We start from the raw sequence: 20,608 nt of genomic DNA, 5'->3' as shown, positions 1-20,608 counted from the left end.
TAATGGAGTGAAAATCACGTGAGTGAAATAAATACAAATCAAAACTTTGCCACCAATGAACCGCAGTCAAATAAAAATTACCTGCTGCCATTGACGGCAATGACAACCCTATTTTTTCTTTGGGGTTTTATTACCGTTCTTAATGACGTATTAATCCCACGATTAAAAGGGGTATTCGATTTAAGTTACACTGAAGCGATGCTGATACAATTTTGTTTCTTTGGCGCTTACTTTATTGTGTCTTTACCTGCGGGTATGTTGGTTAATAAATTTGGCTATAAAAAAGGAGTCTTAACGGGGCTGATAGTTGCCTCTGCGGGTTGTATGTTGTTCTACCCAGCGGTTGTTGTTCATGAATATTGGTTATTTTTAACCGCCTTGTTTGTTCTTGCTGGTGGTATTACTGTTTTACAGGTATCAGCAAACCCTTATGTTGCAGCTTTAGGGCCGGACAAAACAGCATCATCGCGTTTGAACTTAGCCCAAGCGCTTAACTCTCTTGGAACCACAATTGGTCCATGGGTTGGCGGGATTTTGTTTTTTGGCGCAGCAGGCTCATTAACCGTCAACGCAGCGTCAGCTGAATCTGTAAAAGTCCCTTACCTTATGCTTGCAGCGGCATTAATGACAATTGCCGTTGTTTTTGCTTTTTTAAAATTACCAGAAATTAAATCACATAAAGAAGATTTTAACTGCAAAGCAAAAGATCATTCTTTAACACAAGCGCCACATTTGATTATGGGTGTCGTGGCTATTTTTTGTTATGTCGGGGCAGAGGTCGCGATTGGTAGCTTTTTGGTTAACTTTTTTGGCGAAGCACACATAGCTGGGCTTGAAGAGCATGATGCAGCTAAACTCATTGCCTACTATTGGGGCGGTGCGATGGTGGGACGTTTTATTGGTTCTGCTTTATTACAAAAAATAGCGCCATCTAAAGCGTTACTTTTCAATGCGTGTGCAGTAATCGCATTGTTGTTAGTGACGGTATTCACTGAGGGTAATATTGCGTTGTATGCCGTGCTTGCCATTGGTTTATTTAACTCAATTATGTTCCCTACAATATTTTCAGTTGCTATCGAGGGGCTGGGCTCACTAACGAGCAAAGGCTCTGGCTGGTTATGTTTAGCGATTGTTGGTGGTGCGCTTATCCCATTATTACAAGGTGTTATTGCTGATGTTGTAAACATACAAATTAGCTTTTTGGTTCCTGCAATCTGCTATGTATTTATCGCTTGGTATGGCATGAATGTTGTTAGATTAAGTAATGTATGGCAACAAAAAATTAGTTAAAATTGTATAAAATGATTTAAAAAAATGCATTTACACGCTGTGTAAGTGCATTTTTTATTACCTGAAAAAAGTACTTCCTTTCATCAATCGCAATTATTTTACAAATTTACCTATTTTCTATTGAATACGTATTCAATAGCGCGTTATTATAAACTCACTGGAACGATCCAAAAATCAATAATTAATTAAAAAGGAACGACTATGAAAGCGTCTTTCTACACTTCTCTGTTGCTGTGTGGCAGTTTAGTGAGTCTAAATACGTATGCAACACAGCACTCAAATACCCAATGGGTAGACACTTTTATAGGGACAGGTGGAGATGGTCATTTGTTTCCAGGTGCAGTGGTCCCATTTGGAATGGTGCAATTGAGTCCAGATACAGATAATCCGATGCGCGGGGTATCACCGCAGCCTGAAATATACAAACGTTGTGCAGGTTATCATTATGATGATCACACTATTGTTGGTTTTTCGCATACGCATTTTTCAGGCACTGGGCATTCTGATCTGGGGGATTTGTTGATCATGCCCATGACCGGTGAGATTAAAACCACACCCGGTAGCGCTGAAAATCCTGAGGCAGGCTATCGTTCTCGTTTTTCGCACGATAAAGAGTGGTCAGAGCCAGGCTACTATGGCGTTGAATTACAAGACTATAACATTACAGCTCAAGTTACCGCCTCGCAACGCGTTGGTATGCATAAATATACGTTCAATGACGCTGATGCAGGGCATGTTTTAATTGATTTAACCGCTGCAATATATAATTTTGAAAACAAAGTAATTTGGAGTGACATTCGATTAATTGATGATCATACACTGGTTGCTTATCGTGCAACGAATGGCTGGGCAAATAACCGCCAGATGTATTTTGCTATCGAATTTTCAAAACCAATCAGTGAGTATAACTTTATTAATGAAGATGATAAACGTTACCGCTGTGTGGATTGTTTAGGCAAAGAAAAACATTCAACAATTGAAAATAAAGCAGTGAAAATTGCAGCGGGTAAAGCCGTTAAGTTTGTTGCCAGTTTTGATGGTTTAAAAGATGAGCCGCTTTATATAAAAGTGGGTTTATCTGCTGTGAGCAGAAGCAATGCACTTGAAAACTTGAAAACAGAGCTGCCACACTGGGATTTTGATAAAACAAGAGCTGACGCAAAAGCACAATGGGCAACCTATTTAGATAAAGTCGATGTCGAAGGCACAAAAAGCCAAAAGCGTCAGTTTTACACCGCGTTATATCATGCGCTTCAAGCACCCAATATTTATCAGGATGTAAATGGTCAGTATCGTGGCGTTGATGGTGAAATCCATGAAGGTAAAGGGTTTGAGCATTACACCTTATTTAGTTTATGGGATACTTATCGTGCACTTCATCCACTACTTACGATAATCGACCCTGATCGCGTATCATCAATGGTGCAATCAATGCTGGTTCATTATCAGCAAAGTTATGAAAATATGTTGCCAATTTGGTCATTCCACGGCCACGAAACATGGACTATGATTGGCTATCATGCAGTGTCCGTTATTGCAGATGCGTACCTTAAAGGCATTCGTGACTTTGATATTGATTTAGCCGTTGAAGCAACAATTAATACTGCCAATAACCCGGTTTATGATGCTATTCCTCAATACAAAAAATTTGGCTATGTGCCAATGGATATATTGCCTGAGTCAGTATCAATCACATTAGAATACGCTTACGATGATTTTGCAATTGCACAAATGTTTAACGCTATGGGTAAAAAGCAGCTTGCAAAAGAATATTATGCTCGTGCAATGAACTACAAAAATGTATTTGATAAGCAAACAGGTTACATGCGTGGCAAAGATAGTAAAGGTAATTGGAATCCTGATTTTAACCCTGAAGCTGCAAAATACATGGGGCCATTTACAGAAGGTAATTCAAATCAATACAGCTTTTATGTTCCGCATGACGTTGCTGGTTTGATTGACTTAATGGGAGGCGACGATAAGTTTGAAGGCCGTTTAGATGCTCTTTTTGACACTCACCTTTCAGCTGACATGATCAAAGAACATGAAGATATTGCAGGGCTAATAGGCAACTATGCCCATGGTAATGAGCCAAGTCATCATATTGCTTATTTATATAATTACGCAGGTAAACCGTGGCGCACGCAAGAGCGTATTCGCCAAATAATGGATACACTTAGCTCAGATAAGCCTGACGGTTTAGCAGGTAATGATGATGTTGGCCAAATGTCAGCGTGGTATATTTTCTCGGCAATGGGTTTTTACCCAGTGGCACCGGGTGATTTAAGTTACGCGATAGGTGCTCCGCAAGTAGAAAAAGTGACCTTAAAGCTCGCAAAAGGGAAAAGTTTTACAACGTTCGCTAAAGATATCAGCGAAGAAAATTTATATATTCAATCAGTAACACTCAATGGTAAGCCACTTACACGTAACTATTTAATGCATGCAGAAATAATCAATGGTGGAGAACTACGTTACCAAATGGGTGATAAACCAAATAAAACGTGGGGCACAGCTCATTCAGCTCGCCCACCTGCACTTAGTAAATATAAGGGGTGAAAATGGCTTCTTTTACTAAAAAATCATTATCAGCGTCAACATTGATAACTCTACTGTTGAGTGCGAATGTGATGGCTAAAACACCAGTGAGCGAGCAATTAAAACCCGTGTAGTTTAACGCTGATATTCAATGGCAACAGTTTTATTTACCAGTGGTTACGCTTACTAATACAAGTTCTGAGCAATTATCGCAGTGGAGTGATTTGACCACTGAGCTAGTACAACAAGTTAGCTATAATGTTGCCCGCTTACTTTATAAATACCAAGCGAATGCACCTGCGTTACCTACTTTAGCAATTAGTCTTGAAGATATGGATGGCGTTGCGTTCAAAGAAGGTGACTTTAGTGGTGCTAAAATTCACATTAGTGCGCAATACCTGAAAAAGTATCAAGCTGATCATGGTAAACGCGCTATGGCGGATGAATTGATTGGCGTTTTGTATCATGAAATTGCGCATGCCTATCAACTTGATGATGCAAACTATAAAAACATAGGACCACTTATTGAAGGCATTGCAGATGTTGTTCGTATAAAAGCAGGCTACGTTGATATGTCACAACGAAAAATTGGCGGTAATTATAACGATGGTTATAAAACAACTGCTTTTTTTATACATTGGCTTGAAAAGAATAAGCACCGTGATTTACTCATTAAGTTAAATGCACAGTTAGACCCTAATGATGGTAAAACGTGGCAATGGCAGAACTTTGAAAGTAATTTAAATATCAATCTTGTACGCGAGTGGAATAATTACCAAACATTACTTTAAGTTTCAGAATGTTAAAAGGGGCTATAATTAGCCCCTTTTTTGTTACTTTATTTCATATTTCTATTTTAATTCTATACTTATTAAATACCTGGATTGATAACACAGTTAGCTATTTAATCATCCTTTATTATTGTTTTTAACTGTATTGTCGTTACTAAATACAATTATATAAGACAAATAGGTCTATTTTTGTTACAAAGTCATTTGTTAATAAAAATAATAAATTAAAATAGGTTTGCCATGCAAAGCTCTCTCAAATTTACAACTAAAGTCACGATCGCAGCGTCAATTGTGCTGGTGTTAGTTCTTGGTTTATTTACTATAAATAACTTCATTTCAATGCGTACACAAACGCAACAGCAATTATCCCTTGTTTTACAAGAGAGCTCACAATCAGTTTCACAAAATATAGCTAATTGGCTTAATGATAAGTTAGCTATTGTTTTATCGGTTGCTAAAACACATCAAGAGAATGATGCAAAATCACTCACGTTATCGCAATTAAATACTGCTGAAATGGCTGGTGGGTTTAAAAATACATATATTGGCAAACCGGATGGTACATTTGTTTTAAATGATCAAACGATTCAGCTTCCCGCAGATTATGACGCAACAACTCGGCCATGGTATAAATTAGTTGAAAACAAAACAACAACCGCATTTACGACCCCTTATATTGATGTTACTACCAATGAGCTAACTATATCTGCTGTTGCGCCTATTACTATTGCAGGGCGCTTCACTGGGGTAGCCGGTGCTGATATTGATATGAAAACCATTACTAAAATTGTTAACGAAATAGATTTTTTAGGATTCGGTTATGGTTTTTTACTCGATAGCGATGGGCGTATTTTAAGTCACCCTCAGACCCAATATAATGATAAATCAATGGTTGATTTACTAGGTGAGAAACTTACTCTCGATCCTCAATTTGTAGAATTAGATATTAATGGTGTAGAGCATCTTGTGTCATTTACACGAATTAAAGGCATTGAAAATGTTGACTGGTATCTTGGTGTTGTGATTGATAAAAGCATCGCATTTTCTTCTGTTGATTCTTTTCGCAATATGGCCGCGATTTATATGTTGCTTGGGATCACTGCTATTGTATTAATGATGCAGTTTTCTTTGCGTTATTTAATGCGGCCTATGCATCGTTTAAATGACGCAATAAAAGATATAGCACAAGGTGAAGGTGATTTAACTCGCCGTTTAGTTATTGAAAATAATGATGAATTTGGAGAACTTTCAGGTTACTTTAATGCCTTTATTGATAAAATACACACATCCATTGAGCAGGTTAAAACGACAACGATAGAACTTGAACGTTCAGTTGAGAGTTTAGTAGATCAAACGCAGTCAACCCTTAATATGTATGGCGATCAAACCAAACGTACAGATAATGTGGCTACTGCAATTAATCAACTCTCTTCTAGTGCCGTTGAAATATCGAACAGTGCGAGTAATGCCTCAAATCTAGCCAGTGAAGCAAATTCACAATCAGTACAAAGCCAGCAGTCATTAACTGATAACATTAATGCGATTAATGTGTTATCTGAAAATATGGAAAAAGCACAAGCCACAATTAATAGCTTAGCGGAGCATTCAGCAAGCATTGGCCAAGTGCTTGAAGTTATAAAAGGGGTCAGTGAGCAAACGAACTTACTGGCTCTTAACGCTGCAATTGAAGCTGCTCGAGCGGGTGAGGCAGGGCGAGGTTTTGCTGTTGTTGCAGATGAAGTTCGTCAGTTGGCGCATCGCACACAACAATCAACGCAGGAAATTGAAAACACCGTAAGTCAATTACAACAAGGGTCAGCCAGCGCTGTAGCTGTAATGAAAGCAAGCTTAATTGAAAGTGAAAATAGCGTTCAACAAGCACATGGTGCTGGTGAAAAAATGGCGGGAGTTACCAAAACGATTGAATCAATCGATGAGGTTAATCATAGCGTTGCTAATGCTACGACTGAGCAAAATGTCGTCATACAGTCATTAGATAGCGATATTCATACAATCAGTGAATTGTCACAGCAAGGACAGCTTAATTTAAATAATACTTTAGCTGAATGTACACACCTTAAACTACAATTTGATGAGTTAGAGAAAATGGTATTACGTTTTAAAGTCTAATAACTCACTGATTTAAAAATGAAAGATATATAATGCCTGAACAGAATACGAGCCAACCAAGTTGGCTTAAATTGATTAATATAGAAAGTGTCTATAGTGCAGAAAAACAACGCCGTGCTTTTACGTTTTTTACTATGATCTCTATTGCTTTGGTTTTAGTCACTACACTGGTTGTGCTCAATTATCATATTTACGCTAAGCCACTGACTGTCATGTTAGTCGTATCGGACATTACTTTTTTAGTGTGTGCAATTTACTTTATGCGTACTGGGCATTTAAATGCGGTTGCTGCGCTTGTGCTGGGTATTATCTGCATGTTATGTGTCGCGCTTGTTTACACTGGCGGTAAAGAAAATACGGCATTATATTGGTTAATGTTCTACCCAGTGGTTGCATTCTCAACGCTGGGTTTAAGAATTGGCTTAATCGGTGTATCGGTTTTACTATGTGTGTCGTGTTTTTTACTATATGGCCCTGATATAGGACAAGTTAAATACGGTTATGCGGAAAAAGTGCGCTTTAGTGCGTCTTTTATTTTAGTCTTTTTATTTACCTTTATAGGCGAGTATTTTCGGAATAAAAGTCATATGGAAATAGCACATATGACGCTATTACAAAAACAGGATGCACACACAGATCAACTAACGGGCTTAGCCAATCGCCGATTTATTACGAGTCATTTTTTACCGCTTGCTAAATCGCGGCCAGAACAATACTTTCCATTTACAGTTTTACTTATGGATCTTGATAACTTTAAATATATAAATGATAGCTTTGGTCATGATTTTGGTGATCACGTTCTTATTGAATTTAGCACGTTTCTTGAATCCCAGTTACGCTCTTCAGATATAAAAGTACGCTATGGTGGTGAGGAGTTCATGGTTATATTACCTAGAATTGACTCCGATGCCGCTTTTTATGTTGCAGATAAATTTAGAGAGTATATTTCAACGCAAACAATCATGTTTACTCAAACGCAAAAAACCACCATTACTTGCAGTATTGGTGTTGTGCAGGTAAATAAAATATCTGAGTTTAATCAAGCCGTCAAACGCGCAGATGAGTGTTTATATGACGCTAAGCACGCAGGTCGTAATTGTGTTATGTCAGGTGAATTAGCATGAATAATAACGCAACCCTATGTTTATGAGCCTATGTGTAGTTGGTGTTGGAGTTTTAGTAAAACGTGGCAAGAGATCCAAGCTCGCTTAGCCACAGAGCTTGATATTGTCTATAAAGTTGGCGGTCTAGCTCCGGATTCTGATGAGCCCATGGCAATGAGTATGCAAAAGTTTTTGTAGCAGACTTGGCAACGAATTTCAGATCAAACAGGGGCTGAATTTAATTTTGATTTTTGGCGTAATTGTGAGCCTAGACGCAGTACTTACCCGGCATGTCGTGCTGTTATTACTGCTCGGTACTTTAATAAAGAGCACGCCATGCTTGAAGCGATTCAAAAAGGTTACTATTTATTAGCTAAAAACCCCTCTAATGCCGATAACTTGCTCTCATTTGCTCAACAAGTAGGAATAGATACCAATGAGTTCTTACAATTATTTGGCAGTGACCTTCTGAATCAGGAATTTCAGCAAGAGCTTCAATTTGTTCTGCAATTACCGGTTCATGGTTTTCCATCACTGGTGCTTTATTATCAGAATCAATATTATGCAATTGCTATTAACTACACGAATGCGGATGACGTTATTACACGTATTCGTGACGTATTGACTCAATCTTAACGCCTCAATTAATCTGAGCATATATTCTCTGCGGCTGCTTAAAAAAATCCTTCTTACTATTTATCCTTAGAATTAATACCTTTAAACGTTGTAATTATGACGGTTGTCATGAAATAGACTTTTTTGCGCAACACCCTTGTCATTTTTCACCTATAGAATCTCGTGCATTGATATTAAGCAACTAGCAAATCCGCTAATTAACGAGTAAAGGTGTATGCGATGAAAGGCGTTAAACCATTGATCTTAGCAGGTATTGTGGCCATGAGTGCGACAGTCCAAGCAAATGATTTAAATAAGGTTATCGATAAAAGCAGTGAAATTAATAAATCAGCTGCGCAATCACAAACAAAAATAGACAAGATTGCAGATTCAATGCAAGGGCGTTTACAACAGTTTAAAACCCTTAATAAAGAAATAGACGGTTTAACTGTTTATAACGCGCAGTTAAGTAAGCAACTGAGCAATCAAATGTCAGAAATGGAAGCTTTGAGCCTTTCAATGGATCAGGTTTCTATTATAGAGCGTCAAATTACCCCTTTAATGCTACGTATGATCACAGGTTTAGAGCAATTTGTTGCCCTTGACGTGCCGTTTCTTACTGATGAACGCGAAAAACGTTTAGCCTCTTTAAAAACCATGATGGACAGAGCGGATATTAACTCAAGTGAAAAATTCCGTCGTGTATTAGAAGCCTATCAGGTTGAAGTAGATTATGGCCGCACAATTGAAGCGTATACGGCTTTGCTTGATGTTGATGGGCAAGAGCGTGAAGTTGATTTTCTTCGCATCGGTCGTTTAGAGCTTATTTATCTGACTCGTGACGGTAAAAAAGCAGGTTCGTGGGATCAAGATAGTAATGGTTTTGTCGCGCTACCAGATTCAACAATCAGTCAAATTAATAAAGGTTTACGCATAGCACGTAAACAACTAGCCCCAGATATGTTAACACTGCCAGTTCACGCTGCGGATTAAGAGGTTAAAAATGACACTTTTTACAAAAATGACCAAAATCGCTTTATTTGGCGCAACACTTGGCTTTGCTGGCAGCACATTTGCTGCAGATGCTATGGATTTAGATTCATTACTTAAAACCTTAGAGCAAGGTAAAACACAGCAATCGGTCGAGAACAAGCAACGTGAGCAAGAGTTTATCGCACGACAAAATGATCAAGTGCAAATGCTCAAAAATACTCAAGCACAGCGTAACAATATGCTTTCTGAATCAGAGCGTCTTGAAACACTGTTTGAAGGAAATGAAATTAAGCTAGCCAATCAAACGGATACATTATCTAAACGAATGGGTTCGTTGAAAGAGTTATTTGGTGTACTGCAGCAAGTTGCTGGAGACTCAAGCAATAAGTTTGCAACCTCTGTTGTTTCTGCCCAATTACCAGGGCGCGGTCAATTTATGGATGATCTGGCTCAAAAAATGGGATCAACGTCTAAGCTTGCATCAATCGAAGACATTGAACAAGTATGGTACGAGCTGCAACGTGAAATGACAGAGCAAGGTAAAGTGTCTCGCTTTACGACGGATGTCATTGTTGAAGGTGGCAATAAAGCACAGCAAGAAGTTATGCGTGTTGGTGCATTTAACCTTATTTCACAAGGTAAATATTTAGAATATAACGCCAGCACAAATACGCTAAGTGAATTAACTCGCCAGCCAGTAGGACGTTTTACGTCAACTGCAGCAGACTTACAACAAGCGTCATCAGGGACTGTGCAATTTGCACTTGACCCAACAGGTGGCTCTATCCTTGGTTTACTTGTACAAGCGCCAGATACCACTGAGCAAGTACATCAAGGCGGTGCAGTGGGTTATGTGATTCTAGGTGTTGGTTTATTAGCACTATTAATTGCCATTGAACGCTTTATTTCGTTAATGCTGATGGGTGGCAGAATTCGTCGTCAACTTAAAGATGACGTACCACGTGATGACAACCCGCTTGGTCGTGTAATGAAAGTAAAAGACCAATACCCGTCTGTTGCATACGACACCCTTGAGCTGAAACTAAGCGAAGCTATTTTACGTGAAATGCCAAAAATTACACGTAACTTAACACTGATTAAAATTATCTCAGTGGTTGCACCGCTTTTAGGTTTACTAGGTACAGTAACGGGTATGATTAATACCTTCCAAGCAATAACTTTGTTTGGTACGGGGGATCCTAAATTAATGGCAGGTGGTATCTCACAAGCACTCGTCACAACGGTACTTGGTTTGGTTGTGGCTATCCCAACAGTATTTTTATACACCTTATTGAATACACGCTCTAAAAACTTGCTACTTATCTTACAAGAGCAAAGCGCGGGTATTATCGCTGAGCGTAGCGAAAAGGGAGCATAACCCATGGTGCTATTGATTGATTCAATCAATGCTATCCGTGATTTTCTCGACACTGGTGGCCAAGTTCTATTGGTCATCGGAGTGTTAATCTTCGCGATGTGGTTATTGATACTCGAGCGATTTATATACTTTTTTAATGGATTTAGGCACTACAAGCATACTGTTAAAACAAGTTGGACAGGGCGTAATGAGCGTAATAGCTGGAACGCAGAGCAAATACGCCAAGCCACTATTTCACGTGCAGGGATGAGATTAAACGCTAACTTAGCGCTTATTAATGTGATGGTTGCGTTATGTCCGTTGTTAGGTTTACTCGGTACGGTAACTGGCATGATAGAAGTGTTTGATGTTATGGCGATAACAGGCACAGGCAGTGCACGTTCTATGGCATCCGGTGTCTCAAAAGCAACTATCCCAACAATGGCAGGCATGGTGGGGGCGTTATCCGGCGTATTCGCTTCAACGTATTTACAGCGTAAAGCGAAGCGCGAAGTTGCACTACTTGAAGACAGCATGGTTTTAGACCATTAAAACAATAATTTTTAAGCATGCGGCGACAGCCGCATGCATCAGGAGAATAAAATGAGAGCCCCATTAGGAAGTCTTTTTCAAGAAGATGAAGCAGAAGAAATTAACATGACACCTATGTTGGATGTTGTTTTCATCATGCTCATTTTCTTTATTGTTACCGCCTCGTTTGTTAAAGAAGCGGGTATTGATGTAAATCGTCCTGAAGCGGCTACAGCTGTTAAAAAAGAACGGGCAAATATCTTAGTCGCTATTTCAGACGAAGGCGAAATTTGGATCAACAAACGCCAAGTTGATGTGCGGGCAGTGCAAGCGAATATTGAGCGCCTAAAAGCAGAAAACCCACAAGGCAGTGTGGTTATTCAAGCTGATAAAAAATCAACCACTGACACACTTATCAAGGTGATGGATGCAGCGCGTGCAGCAGGCGTGTTTGACGTATCTATTGCGGCACAAGAGGCCTAAGGAAGCATAATGCGTTATTTAGTAGCATTATTTATTGCCGGTGTTGTGACTTTTATGCTGTTTTTAGGCATGCAGGCACTTATCACCGGTGGCGAGGGGGCGATGACTGAGCCTGCCAAAGGCAATGTACTTGATTTTGTGCGTCTTAAAAAAGAAGAGAGTGTACAAAAGAAAGAGCGTAAGCCTCAAAAACCACCCACACCAAAAGAGCCACCGCCGCCAATGGAATCACCACAAATGCAAAATAGTGATCCTAATGCCAGTGCAGCTAATTTTGATTTTGGTGCCAGTGTGGACGCTGATGTGAGTTTAAGCGGTGGCTTAGCGCTTGATTCAAGTGATGGTGAATACCTACCCATTGTAAAAGTGGCACCCGTTTATCCGCGTCGCGCTTTATCGCGTGGTATTGAAGGGTATGTGATTGTTGAATTTACAGTAACCAGGCAAGGCACAGTACGTGATGCAAAAGTAGTAAAAGCTGAGCCAGAGTCATTGTTTGATCAGGCAGCGATGGATGCCGCTCTTAAATTTAAATATAAACCACGCGTAGTAGACGGTGAAGCGGTTGAAGTTGCGGGTGTACAGAATAAAATTTCTTTCCAGATAAACGGCTAGCCCTTAATAATTGGATAGAGAAACGAGGCGATTATGAAACTATTAAAAACAGCATTCTTTTGTTCTTTAGCATTGAGTGCAAGTATTACACTACCAAGCTTAGTGAGTATGTTACCAGGCATTAATGTGGCGACAGCCTACGCAGATGAAATTAAAACAAAGCGTGTACCAGCGCTACGTGAAAAAGTGTATAGCCAATTGGCGCGTGCACAAAAGCTTGCAGATGATGGTGATGCACAAGCGGGTCTTGCTGCACTTGACGACATTAATGAGCGTTCATCAAGTATGAACTCGTATGAAAAGGCCATGATGTACAATTTTTATGGTTTTATTTATTACAACGAGAATGATTTAACCAAAGCGATTGCATCGTTTGAAAAAGTGATTGCTGAGGATGAGATCCCAGAATCTCTTCGTTTAAGTACCAGCTTTAGTTTAGCGCAACTAGCAATGGCAAATAGCGACTACAACAAAACCTTAAACTTTTTAGCGCAGTGGGACACAATCAATACCAAGCCTAAAACAGACGCGTACTATGTGCTTAAATCACAGGCTTATTATCAGTTAAAAGATTATCAAAATGGTATTAATAATATCGAGCATGCAATTGCACTAAGCGATAGTGAAGGGAAAGAGCCAAAAGAAAATTGGCTTGTTTTGCAACGCGCTATGTACTATTCGCTCGGTAATACAGATAAAGTCGTTACAGTATTAGAGCGTATGGTAAAACTGTATAATAAGCCCCAATATTGGGTGCAGCTTGGCGGCATGTATGGTGAAACTGGCAAGGAGAAAGAACAGTTAGCTATTTTTGAAGCTGCCTATCAGCAAGGTTTTTTAACGTCAAAATCAGACCTTCGGCAGTTATCGCAAGTGTATCTATATAATGGCCTCGCTTATAAAGCGGCGAATGTTATGAGTACTGCAATAGATAATGAGATAGTCCAAGCGACAGCAAAAAATTATGCTTTTATCGCAGAAGCCATGATACAAGCAAAAGAAGAAGAAAAATCAATACCTTATTTTAGTAAAGCTGCACAGCAGTCAGATCACGGTAAGTACGAGCAACGTCTAGCAGAGGTGTACGTTAACCTTGAAAAGTATGAAGACGCTGCCGATGCAGCTCGTAAAGCGCTAGAGAAAGGATCACTCGATTTTGAATCTAATGCTTATGTAGCATTAGGTATGGCGCAATACAGTTTACAAAATTTTGATGCATCTATATTGGCGTTTGAACAAGCTGAAAAACATAAAAAATCTCAGCGATTAGCTGAACAATGGATCAAATACGTCAAGCGTGAAAAGCTCCATGCTGAAACCTTACGCACAGCACTGCTTTAATATTGTCGTAATTTAAATGACATAACGTGGGCTATGAGCTGATCATATCTTGAGTTTATAATCGCAACACCAAAACCGCCTTCGGGCGGTTTTTTTTCGTTTTTAACAATTTGTTATATAAGGATAATTGGTTTTTTAGTCAAAAATGCACATTGTCATTTTATGTTTATTAAAGTGTAACCTCGCTGTCATACACCTCCCGTATTGTAGTGCTCGTTCTAAGGCTCAAGTGACCTTAAGGCATGGCTTTCGTGCTTTAAAGTGACTTGAGTTTTACTTAATGCGCTAACAAAATAATTAAATACTTTAACGGAGTGAACAATGAAATTATCTGGTTTATTTAAAGTCAGCCTAGTGGCTGCTGCAATGACTCTTGCTGGCTGTGGTGGTGGTGATATTAATGTTACACCTACAACAGTAGATAACAGTGTAGACAATAGTGTAGATAATTCAGGTGGTGGCAATAACGGTGGTGAGACCTTAAATTGCGCTACATACACATTAGATGGAGCTACATTTACAGGTGAAGCTGAAGGTGTTAACTGTATTTACAGTCAAGCATTTGCAAGTAACGCAAAAGAAATTACCAGCTCTTTTGTAATCTCTGCCTTAGGCAATGGCGGCGCACACGTGTTTGAAGGTGCATTATTTATTGGTGATGATGTAGACACATCAACTGGCGCTACAATTGATGGCAATGGTCCTACATTATCAATTGAAGCAGGTTCAACAATTGCTTTTACTAAGCCTGAGAGCTTTATTCGTGTTGCTCGTGGTGCAAATATCGAAGCAATTGGTGAAGTAGATAAGCCAATCATTTTCACCAGTATCAAAGAAGTTGATGGTGATGATTCAACAACAGCACAAATAGGTGACTGGGGTGGCGTTCAGGTAAATGGCCGTGGTCATTCTATTCGTTGTACAGCCGCTGCTGCTGCACAGGATATGTGTAACCACTCTGCAGAAGGTATTGTATCGTACTATGGCGGTAACGATCCGCAAGATAGCAGCGGTATCCTCAAGCACATTGTTATTAAATATGCAGGTTTTGGTGTTGAAGGTGATGAGCTTAACGGTTTAACTCTTAATGCTGTTGGTTCAGGCACAACGATTGATTATGTGCATGTTCATAATGGTTTTGATGATGGTATTGAACTATTTGGTGGTAGCGTTAACCTCAAGCACATTGTTATCACTGATACAGGTGATGATGGTATTGACTGGGATGAAGGCTGGAAAGGGTATGGACAATTCATTCTTGTACGTTCAAATGAATATGGTAATCATGGCTTTGAAACTGATGGAGCAAAGGTTGACCCATTATCAGCAGATGCACAAGACTTAGTGACGAGCGTTTCTAACCCAACAATTGCTAATGCAACTGTTGTAACCACGGGTGACCAAGGCGCTGAAGGGCGTCGAACTGGTGCTGGTATGGAAATGAAAGAGTGGGGCAAAGCACAATTAGCTAACATGTTATTTGTTAACTCTTCGTCAGTAGATGGTGCAGGCTGTTTTGACTTATATAATGAAAAAGACAAATCAGGTGATGCAGGTGTTCATGCCAATGCAAATAATGGCGATATCGCATTTATGAGCTCAATATTTGCGTGTGGTAAGAACTTTGAAGACGTGAATACGCCTTTAACGGGTGCACTAGCAAGTTTTGATGTAAATACTTGGTTTACGGGTGGTGAAAACAACCAGTTGATTGGTTTTGCTGATTTTACAAATGTACTAGGTGCTGATGGTGTTTCAACAGCGGCAACAATTACTGATTCACAGGGTACTGCTGTTGCTACAACAGCTAAAGACATGAGCGAAGTTAACTCTTTCTTTACTAATGCAGGCTACATTGGTGCACTTAAAGACGGTGAATCAAGCGAGTGGGCTGATTTTGTAGCCGCATCTTTACAACGCGCTAGTAATTAATCTAGACCGGCTCTAATTACAAGGCGCTACGGCGCCTTTTTTAAGGGAATTTTAGGTTTAGAGGATATAAATATGAAACATCAAAAGCAGTTTAAAACCAATCTAATAACTTTATCTCTGCTCTCCCTTTTTTCTTCATTTCATTCTTTCGCTGATCAAGCACAAGAAATAATAGATGAAGAAGCAATAGAAGAAGTTGTTGCAACAGGCACACGTCTTAAAGGCAGTGCCAGTGCGGTAATAGATGAGCGTAAAAATCAGGCTTTCGTCGCTGATATAATGGGTTCTGAGCAAATATCGCGAACAGGTGACAGTGACGCCGCTTCGGCACTTCGTCGTGTTACAGGCTTATCATTAGTTAATGATAAGTTTATTTATGTACGTGGATTAGGTGAGCGCTACTCAAGTGTACGTTTAAATGGCGCAATAGTGCCGAGCCCAGATCTAACGCGAAATGTAATTCCACTTGATATCTTTCCATCAAGTATTATTGAATCCTTGGCTGTTCAAAAGGCTTATTCACCTAATATGCCCGCAGCTTTTGGCGGTGGTGATGTAAATATCAGAACGAAGAGCATACCAAGTGACACTTTGTTTAAAGTTGAAATTGGCGCTAGTTACAAAGATACAAACGACGAAGGCTATACGTATAATGGCGGCAGTGATGATTGGCTAGGTCAAGATGATGGCACGCGAGCATTACCTAGTACAATTAGAACAGCGCTAAATACCTATATTAATGGCCTGTCTGATATCTCATATAGAAACATAAGAGATGTAGAGTCAAAACGTCAAGGCACTGATATTGGTCAAGCCGCTGCGATAGATTTAAATAAAAGTTTAGCAAAAGCATTACCAAGAGATTTTGGCTTGGAAAAAGAAAGCTTAAACCCTGATGCCGGTATAAAAGCTGTTTATGGCGACCGTTTTGATAATTTATTTGGCTTAGGCGGATCTTTTGGTTTTCTAGCATCCGTTGCCTATGAAAATGAATGGTCTAATGCTGAGAAGTTTAGCGCTGTACTGTCTTCTGTTGACGCATCTGAATCCGCATGTTCAAAAGATGACTTTACGTGTTATTCGGCAACAGAAAAAGAAGTATCGACAAAGCATAATATAAAGTTAAATAGCTCAGTTAATTTAGGGTATAAAATTAAGGGACATGATTTAACCGCTACTTATATGATGTTGCGAGACACTGAAGATGAAGCCTCTGTTGCGTTATATCAAGAACCGTCAAAATCACTAAGTATTGATGCTGGGCAATTACAACGTAGCCACTTAACATCTTTCGAAGAGCGCGAACTTGAGATACTCCAACTTCGCGGTATGCACAACCTAGATTGGGGCTTGCTTGAAGGTGTTGGCGTTGATTGGCAATATACTGATTCAACAGCGACAACGAGTATTCCTGGAGAGCTTACAGTAACGGTTCGTGATGAGTACTTAGATGGTAAATACCAACGCACTTTTTACAATGGTAGCTTAGGCGGTAACCCTTATCTGTATCGATTTGTTGAGTTAGAAGATGATGTCGAAAACTGGGGCGTTAACGTTAACAAAGTTTTCTACTTTGATAACGCAGAAGTTGAGATTGCAGGTGGTGGTTATTTTGTTGAAAAAACACGTGATTACCGTACAGACTTTTTCAATTATCGTTTTAGCCAAACTCAGTCACTCGATTTAGCACAAAGTGAAGACGAAGCACTTTCAATAGGCAGTTATTTTGCTAATGATTCAGTTATTGACTCAACTGGTGTCGAGTTATTGTTCCAAGAACCAACCGCCGATGATTACTTAGCAGCACAAATGATCGATGCTTATTATGGCTCTTTTGACATAACATTTGCTCAAGATTGGCGTGTAAGTGGTGGTGTACGTTACGAAGACTTCCGCCAAGTTGCGCTCGCTTTTTCTCGTTCAGCATTTGATCCTGCTTTACTTGCTGACAAGTTAAGTGCACAAGCAATAGAGCAAGCAAGTGTGATGGAAGATGAGTTTTTTACATCGTTATCTATGACATATAGCCAAGATTCGTATCAAATTCGTTTTGGTTATGGCAGCACTGTTGTTCGTCCTGATTTACGAGAGTTAAGCCCAGTTCAATTTCAAGACCCGCTTACGGGTTATCGAACACTGGGTAACCCTTACTTAGAATCTAGTTATTTAGATAACTTTGATGCGCGCATCGAATTTTATATGGATAATGGCGATAACTACTCAGTTGGCGCATTCTATAAAGATATTGATAAGCCAATTGAAGCGCTATTAACAGAAAGCGACGGCCGTTTTACTTTGCAGTTTGATAATGCAGACACCGCCTATGTTTACGGTATTGAAGCTGAATGGTTAACAGAGTTACATAGTGATTTACTCGGCGGTGCTTTCTTTACTTCAGGTAATTTAACTCTCAGTGATTCAGAAGTTGAAATTGCACAGGAGCAGCGCGGCGATCTGACAAACCTAAAACGACGTATGACTGGCCACTCAAAATATGTTGCTAATTTGCAATTGAATTACGATTCGCATGATGGCATGCATCAAGCATCTGTTATCTACAATGTATTTGGTGATCGCATTTTAGCTGCGGGAGTAAATAACTTTGATGATGCTTACGAGCAACCTTTAAACTCGTTAGACATGGTTTATAGTTATTATCCAACGTTTAATACCACACTGACATTTAAAGCGAAAAATATGTTGGGACAAAGTTTTGAAGTAGAGCAAAATGATGTACTAATTCGTTCTCAAGAAACGCCTAGAGAGTTAAGTGTGAGCTTTAGTTACGAGTTTTAACACTCTCTAATAAACGGCAGTAACAATAAGCTATTATTACCGAGCCCTGCCAAGTGTAGGGCTTTTTATTACTTGTTACTTATGAAATGAATAGTTATACGCGTTATTTTAATAGTGGAAGTTAATTCATGCTGGTGGGCTTAAGTTGATATCAATGTTCTGCTGGCTTGGGGTTACGATGGAGTAAGAACCCAGTCTTTACCGGGTTCTTTATTGCTTTTAGTTACCGCACTTAATGCTAGCGTATAACGGATAACACTGATTTTTGCTACCTGTGCTTTTTAATACCCACTGACTATCATACCAATCATAGTTTGCATAGGCCGATTCATCTTCGCCACACTTTATTGTACTGCCTGTTACCTCTTGCTTATGGCCTCGCTCTTTACAAAACTGATTGCCAGTAAGAGAGCCTACAAACATATTTCTATAACTATTATTAACTCTCACTGTTGGGTTGTTATAAATAACGGTTGATGAGCGGCGAGTTGCCCCTAGTTTTTGTTCAATGCTCGTAGTTGAGCTTGCAAAGGAAGTAAGTGATTCTTCGATGTTGTCATTTGTTTGTGCAAATGCGCTCAAAGAGAACAAGCTGGCAATTATACTACCTAGATAGAGTGTTTTCATGTGATAGGTCCTTTTTTAATAAATTGATACACAATACATCTAATTCCAAAGTGCTCAATAATCATAATTTTTATGTATTTCATTTGTATGAAGCTAGGGCGTGTTTAGATTAAGTTACACAATGGTGTAACAACGACATTGAATATGAAAAAATTTTATGTTCTATGAGTAACGCTGGTTTTGCTTTGATCACAGTGCTAGATTATCGGTTCTAAAAATTAAATCTCACGCAATGAATTTTAATTTTTAATGAATTAGGTATCTCTTATGACTCAAACACTGGAACAAACAATGAAAAAAGTAGGCTTGGTTGGTTGGCGCGGCATGGTTGGCTCTGTTTTATTAGAGCGTATGCAACAAGAAAATGATTTTGCACTGATCGACACCACTTTTTTTACCACCTCGCAAACAGGCCAATTAGGTCCTGATCTCGCTGGCAATGCAAAACCACTACTTGATGCAACGGATGTAGATGCCCTTGCCCAAATGGATATTATTATTACCTGCCAGGGGGGAGATTATACCAAAGCGGTATATCCTCAATTACGTGCTACCGGTTGGGATGGTTATTGGATTGACGCGGCGTCCGCACTTCGCATGGCCGATGACAGTATTATTGTTCTTGATCCAGTAAACAAAGATGTCATAGAGCAAGGGTTAGAACAGGGGGTTAAAACCTTTGTTGGTGGCAACTGCACCGTATCGTTGATGCTATTAGCGCTAGGCGGCTTGTTTGAACAAGACTTGATTGAATGGGTAAGCCCAATGACTTATCAAGCAGCATCCGGTGCGGGTGCTCGTAATATGAAAGAGCTAATAGCACAAATGGGCTCTATTCATGCGTCTGTTGCTGATAAGTTAGCTGATCCACAAGCCGCTATTTTAGAAATAGATAAACTAGTGACAGAGCAAATTGCTGCAAGCGATTTACCGCAAGAGCAATTTGGAGTCCCCCTTGCTGGCAGCTTAATTCCATGGATTGATGTGCCTATGCCAAGTGGTCAATCCAAAGAAGAGTGGAAAGCGCAGGTTGAAGCGAACAAAATTTTAGGTTCATCTAAGCAACCAGTTCCCGTTGATGGTTTATGTGTGAGGATCGGTGCGATGCGTTGCCATTCTCAAGCGATGACTATTAAGCTGCGTGAAGATATCAGTGTAGAGAAAATTGAACAGATTTTAGCATCACATAATGAATGGGTTAAAGTGATCCCAAATGAACGCGATATTACAGCAACTGATTTAACACCGGTTAAAGTGACAGGCACGCTTAGCATTCCAATTGGGCGTATTCGCAAACTAACGATGGGCCCTGAATATATAAGCGCGTTTACAGTGGGCGACCAGTTATTATGGGGTGCTGCAGAGCCGCTTCGCCGTATGCTACGTATTATAGTTGAAGGTAATAACGCGTAGACATTAAATATCTATTAATATTAAAAGGGCGGATATTTCCGCCCTTTTTTATT

17 protein-coding genes are annotated in these 20,608 nt (G+C 39.5%); 16 read left to right on the top strand and 1 reads right to left on the bottom strand.

The genetic code is table 11. The features are described 5' to 3' along the window. The first annotated feature begins 18 nt into the window (after window positions 1–18). From ACJJVX_RS04010 to ACJJVX_RS03940, 15 genes are all read left to right on the top strand, one after another. Window positions 19–1,290: a sugar MFS transporter gene (locus tag ACJJVX_RS04010; RefSeq protein WP_405630287.1), complete on the top strand. Its 1,272-nt coding sequence runs from the start codon at window positions 19–21 to the stop codon at window positions 1,288–1,290. Between the two features lie 201 nt (window positions 1,291–1,491). Next, a complete protein-coding gene (locus ACJJVX_RS04005) occupies window positions 1,492–3,849 on the top strand; it encodes a GH92 family glycosyl hydrolase (RefSeq protein ID WP_405630284.1) in 2,358 nt (785 codons plus the stop codon). Window positions 3,850–4,052: 203 nt separating this feature from the next. Then, on the top strand, window positions 4,053–4,619 hold the full coding sequence (locus ACJJVX_RS04000; protein WP_405630281.1) for a basic secretory protein-like protein: 567 nt from the start codon (window positions 4,053–4,055) through the stop codon (window positions 4,617–4,619). A 240-nt stretch (window positions 4,620–4,859) separates the two neighbouring features. Further along, on the top strand, window positions 4,860–6,749 hold the full coding sequence (locus tag ACJJVX_RS03995; protein ID WP_405630279.1) for a methyl-accepting chemotaxis protein: 1,890 nt from the start codon (window positions 4,860–4,862) through the stop codon (window positions 6,747–6,749). A gap of 32 nt (window positions 6,750–6,781) precedes the next feature. Next, window positions 6,782–7,873 (top strand): GGDEF domain-containing protein, encoded by a 1,092-nt coding sequence (locus ACJJVX_RS03990; RefSeq protein WP_054203715.1) that lies wholly within the window; start codon window positions 6,782–6,784, stop codon window positions 7,871–7,873. A gap of 30 nt (window positions 7,874–7,903) precedes the next feature. After that, window positions 7,904–8,050, top strand: coding sequence for a hypothetical protein (locus ACJJVX_RS03985; protein WP_405630277.1), 147 nt, complete (start codon window positions 7,904–7,906; stop codon window positions 8,048–8,050). 15 nt (window positions 8,051–8,065) lie between these two features. Next, window positions 8,066–8,488: a DsbA family protein gene (locus tag ACJJVX_RS03980; RefSeq protein WP_331458687.1), complete on the top strand. Its 423-nt coding sequence runs from the start codon at window positions 8,066–8,068 to the stop codon at window positions 8,486–8,488. A gap of 219 nt (window positions 8,489–8,707) precedes the next feature. After that, window positions 8,708–9,460, top strand: coding sequence for a DUF3450 domain-containing protein (locus ACJJVX_RS03975; RefSeq protein WP_054203714.1), 753 nt, complete (start codon window positions 8,708–8,710; stop codon window positions 9,458–9,460). Between the two features lie 10 nt (window positions 9,461–9,470). After that, entirely contained in the window at window positions 9,471–10,838 is a 1,368-nt protein-coding gene (locus ACJJVX_RS03970; RefSeq protein WP_054203713.1) for a MotA/TolQ/ExbB proton channel family protein, read from the top strand. A 3-nt stretch (window positions 10,839–10,841) separates the two neighbouring features. Further along, window positions 10,842–11,369, top strand: a complete 528-nt coding sequence (locus ACJJVX_RS03965) for a MotA/TolQ/ExbB proton channel family protein (protein WP_054203712.1) — start codon at window positions 10,842–10,844, stop codon at window positions 11,367–11,369. Between the two features lie 51 nt (window positions 11,370–11,420). Continuing rightward, on the top strand, window positions 11,421–11,831 hold the full coding sequence (locus ACJJVX_RS03960; protein WP_054203711.1) for a biopolymer transporter ExbD: 411 nt from the start codon (window positions 11,421–11,423) through the stop codon (window positions 11,829–11,831). A 9-nt stretch (window positions 11,832–11,840) separates the two neighbouring features. Next, complete coding sequence (locus ACJJVX_RS03955) at window positions 11,841–12,446, top strand: energy transducer TonB (RefSeq protein ID WP_054203710.1); 606 nt, start codon at window positions 11,841–11,843, stop codon at window positions 12,444–12,446. 33 nt (window positions 12,447–12,479) lie between these two features. Then, a complete protein-coding gene (locus ACJJVX_RS03950; RefSeq protein ID WP_054203709.1) occupies window positions 12,480–13,787 on the top strand; it encodes a lipopolysaccharide assembly protein LapB in 1,308 nt (435 codons plus the stop codon). Between the two features lie 321 nt (window positions 13,788–14,108). Continuing rightward, window positions 14,109–15,719, top strand: a complete 1,611-nt coding sequence (locus ACJJVX_RS03945; RefSeq protein ID WP_054203708.1) for a hypothetical protein — start codon at window positions 14,109–14,111, stop codon at window positions 15,717–15,719. 72 nt (window positions 15,720–15,791) lie between these two features. After that, entirely contained in the window at window positions 15,792–18,515 is a 2,724-nt protein-coding gene (locus tag ACJJVX_RS03940) for a TonB-dependent receptor domain-containing protein (RefSeq protein ID WP_054203707.1), read from the top strand. A 219-nt stretch (window positions 18,516–18,734) separates the two neighbouring features. Here ACJJVX_RS03940 and ACJJVX_RS03935 read toward each other — a convergent pair whose 3' ends face one another. After that, a complete protein-coding gene (locus ACJJVX_RS03935) occupies window positions 18,735–19,142 on the bottom strand; it encodes a hypothetical protein (protein ID WP_405630273.1) in 408 nt (135 codons plus the stop codon). A gap of 267 nt (window positions 19,143–19,409) precedes the next feature. Between ACJJVX_RS03935 and asd the strand changes: the two genes are divergently transcribed. Next, window positions 19,410–20,555, top strand: a complete 1,146-nt coding sequence (gene asd / locus ACJJVX_RS03930; RefSeq protein WP_342884334.1) for an aspartate-semialdehyde dehydrogenase — start codon at window positions 19,410–19,412, stop codon at window positions 20,553–20,555. Window positions 20,556–20,608: the final 53 nt, after the last annotated feature.

The sequence above is a fragment of the Pseudoalteromonas sp. Ld20 genome (assembly GCF_045064175.1).
GTDB classification, from domain to species: Bacteria; Pseudomonadota; Gammaproteobacteria; order Enterobacterales; family Alteromonadaceae; genus Pseudoalteromonas; species Pseudoalteromonas neustonica.
Note: the sequence above shows the minus strand (reverse complement) of the source record. Positions and strands in the feature narration are given on the sequence as shown.

What these genes read in the sequence shown, in the direction of transcription:
- ACJJVX_RS03970 (WP_054203713.1), top strand. Translation starts at nt 9,471, where the DNA reads ATGACACTTTTTACAAAAATGACCAAAATCGCTTTATTTGGCGCAACA.
- ACJJVX_RS03955 (WP_054203710.1), top strand. Translation starts at nt 11,841, where the DNA reads ATGCGTTATTTAGTAGCATTATTTATTGCCGGTGTTGTGACTTTTATG.
- ACJJVX_RS03995 (WP_405630279.1), top strand. Translation starts at nt 4,860, where the DNA reads ATGCAAAGCTCTCTCAAATTTACAACTAAAGTCACGATCGCAGCGTCA.
- ACJJVX_RS03950 (WP_054203709.1), top strand. Translation starts at nt 12,480, where the DNA reads ATGAAACTATTAAAAACAGCATTCTTTTGTTCTTTAGCATTGAGTGCA.
- ACJJVX_RS03960 (WP_054203711.1), top strand. Translation starts at nt 11,421, where the DNA reads ATGAGAGCCCCATTAGGAAGTCTTTTTCAAGAAGATGAAGCAGAAGAA.
- ACJJVX_RS03935 (WP_405630273.1), bottom strand. Translation starts at nt 19,142, where the DNA reads ATGAAAACACTCTATCTAGGTAGTATAATTGCCAGCTTGTTCTCTTTG.
- ACJJVX_RS03990 (WP_054203715.1), top strand. Translation starts at nt 6,782, where the DNA reads ATGCCTGAACAGAATACGAGCCAACCAAGTTGGCTTAAATTGATTAAT.
- asd (WP_342884334.1), top strand. Translation starts at nt 19,410, where the DNA reads ATGACTCAAACACTGGAACAAACAATGAAAAAAGTAGGCTTGGTTGGT.
- ACJJVX_RS03945 (WP_054203708.1), top strand. Translation starts at nt 14,109, where the DNA reads ATGAAATTATCTGGTTTATTTAAAGTCAGCCTAGTGGCTGCTGCAATG.
- ACJJVX_RS03965 (WP_054203712.1), top strand. Translation starts at nt 10,842, where the DNA reads ATGGTGCTATTGATTGATTCAATCAATGCTATCCGTGATTTTCTCGAC.
- ACJJVX_RS03940 (WP_054203707.1), top strand. Translation starts at nt 15,792, where the DNA reads ATGAAACATCAAAAGCAGTTTAAAACCAATCTAATAACTTTATCTCTG.
- ACJJVX_RS03975 (WP_054203714.1), top strand. Translation starts at nt 8,708, where the DNA reads ATGAAAGGCGTTAAACCATTGATCTTAGCAGGTATTGTGGCCATGAGT.
- ACJJVX_RS04005 (WP_405630284.1), top strand. Translation starts at nt 1,492, where the DNA reads ATGAAAGCGTCTTTCTACACTTCTCTGTTGCTGTGTGGCAGTTTAGTG.
- ACJJVX_RS03985 (WP_405630277.1), top strand. Translation starts at nt 7,904, where the DNA reads ATGTGTAGTTGGTGTTGGAGTTTTAGTAAAACGTGGCAAGAGATCCAA.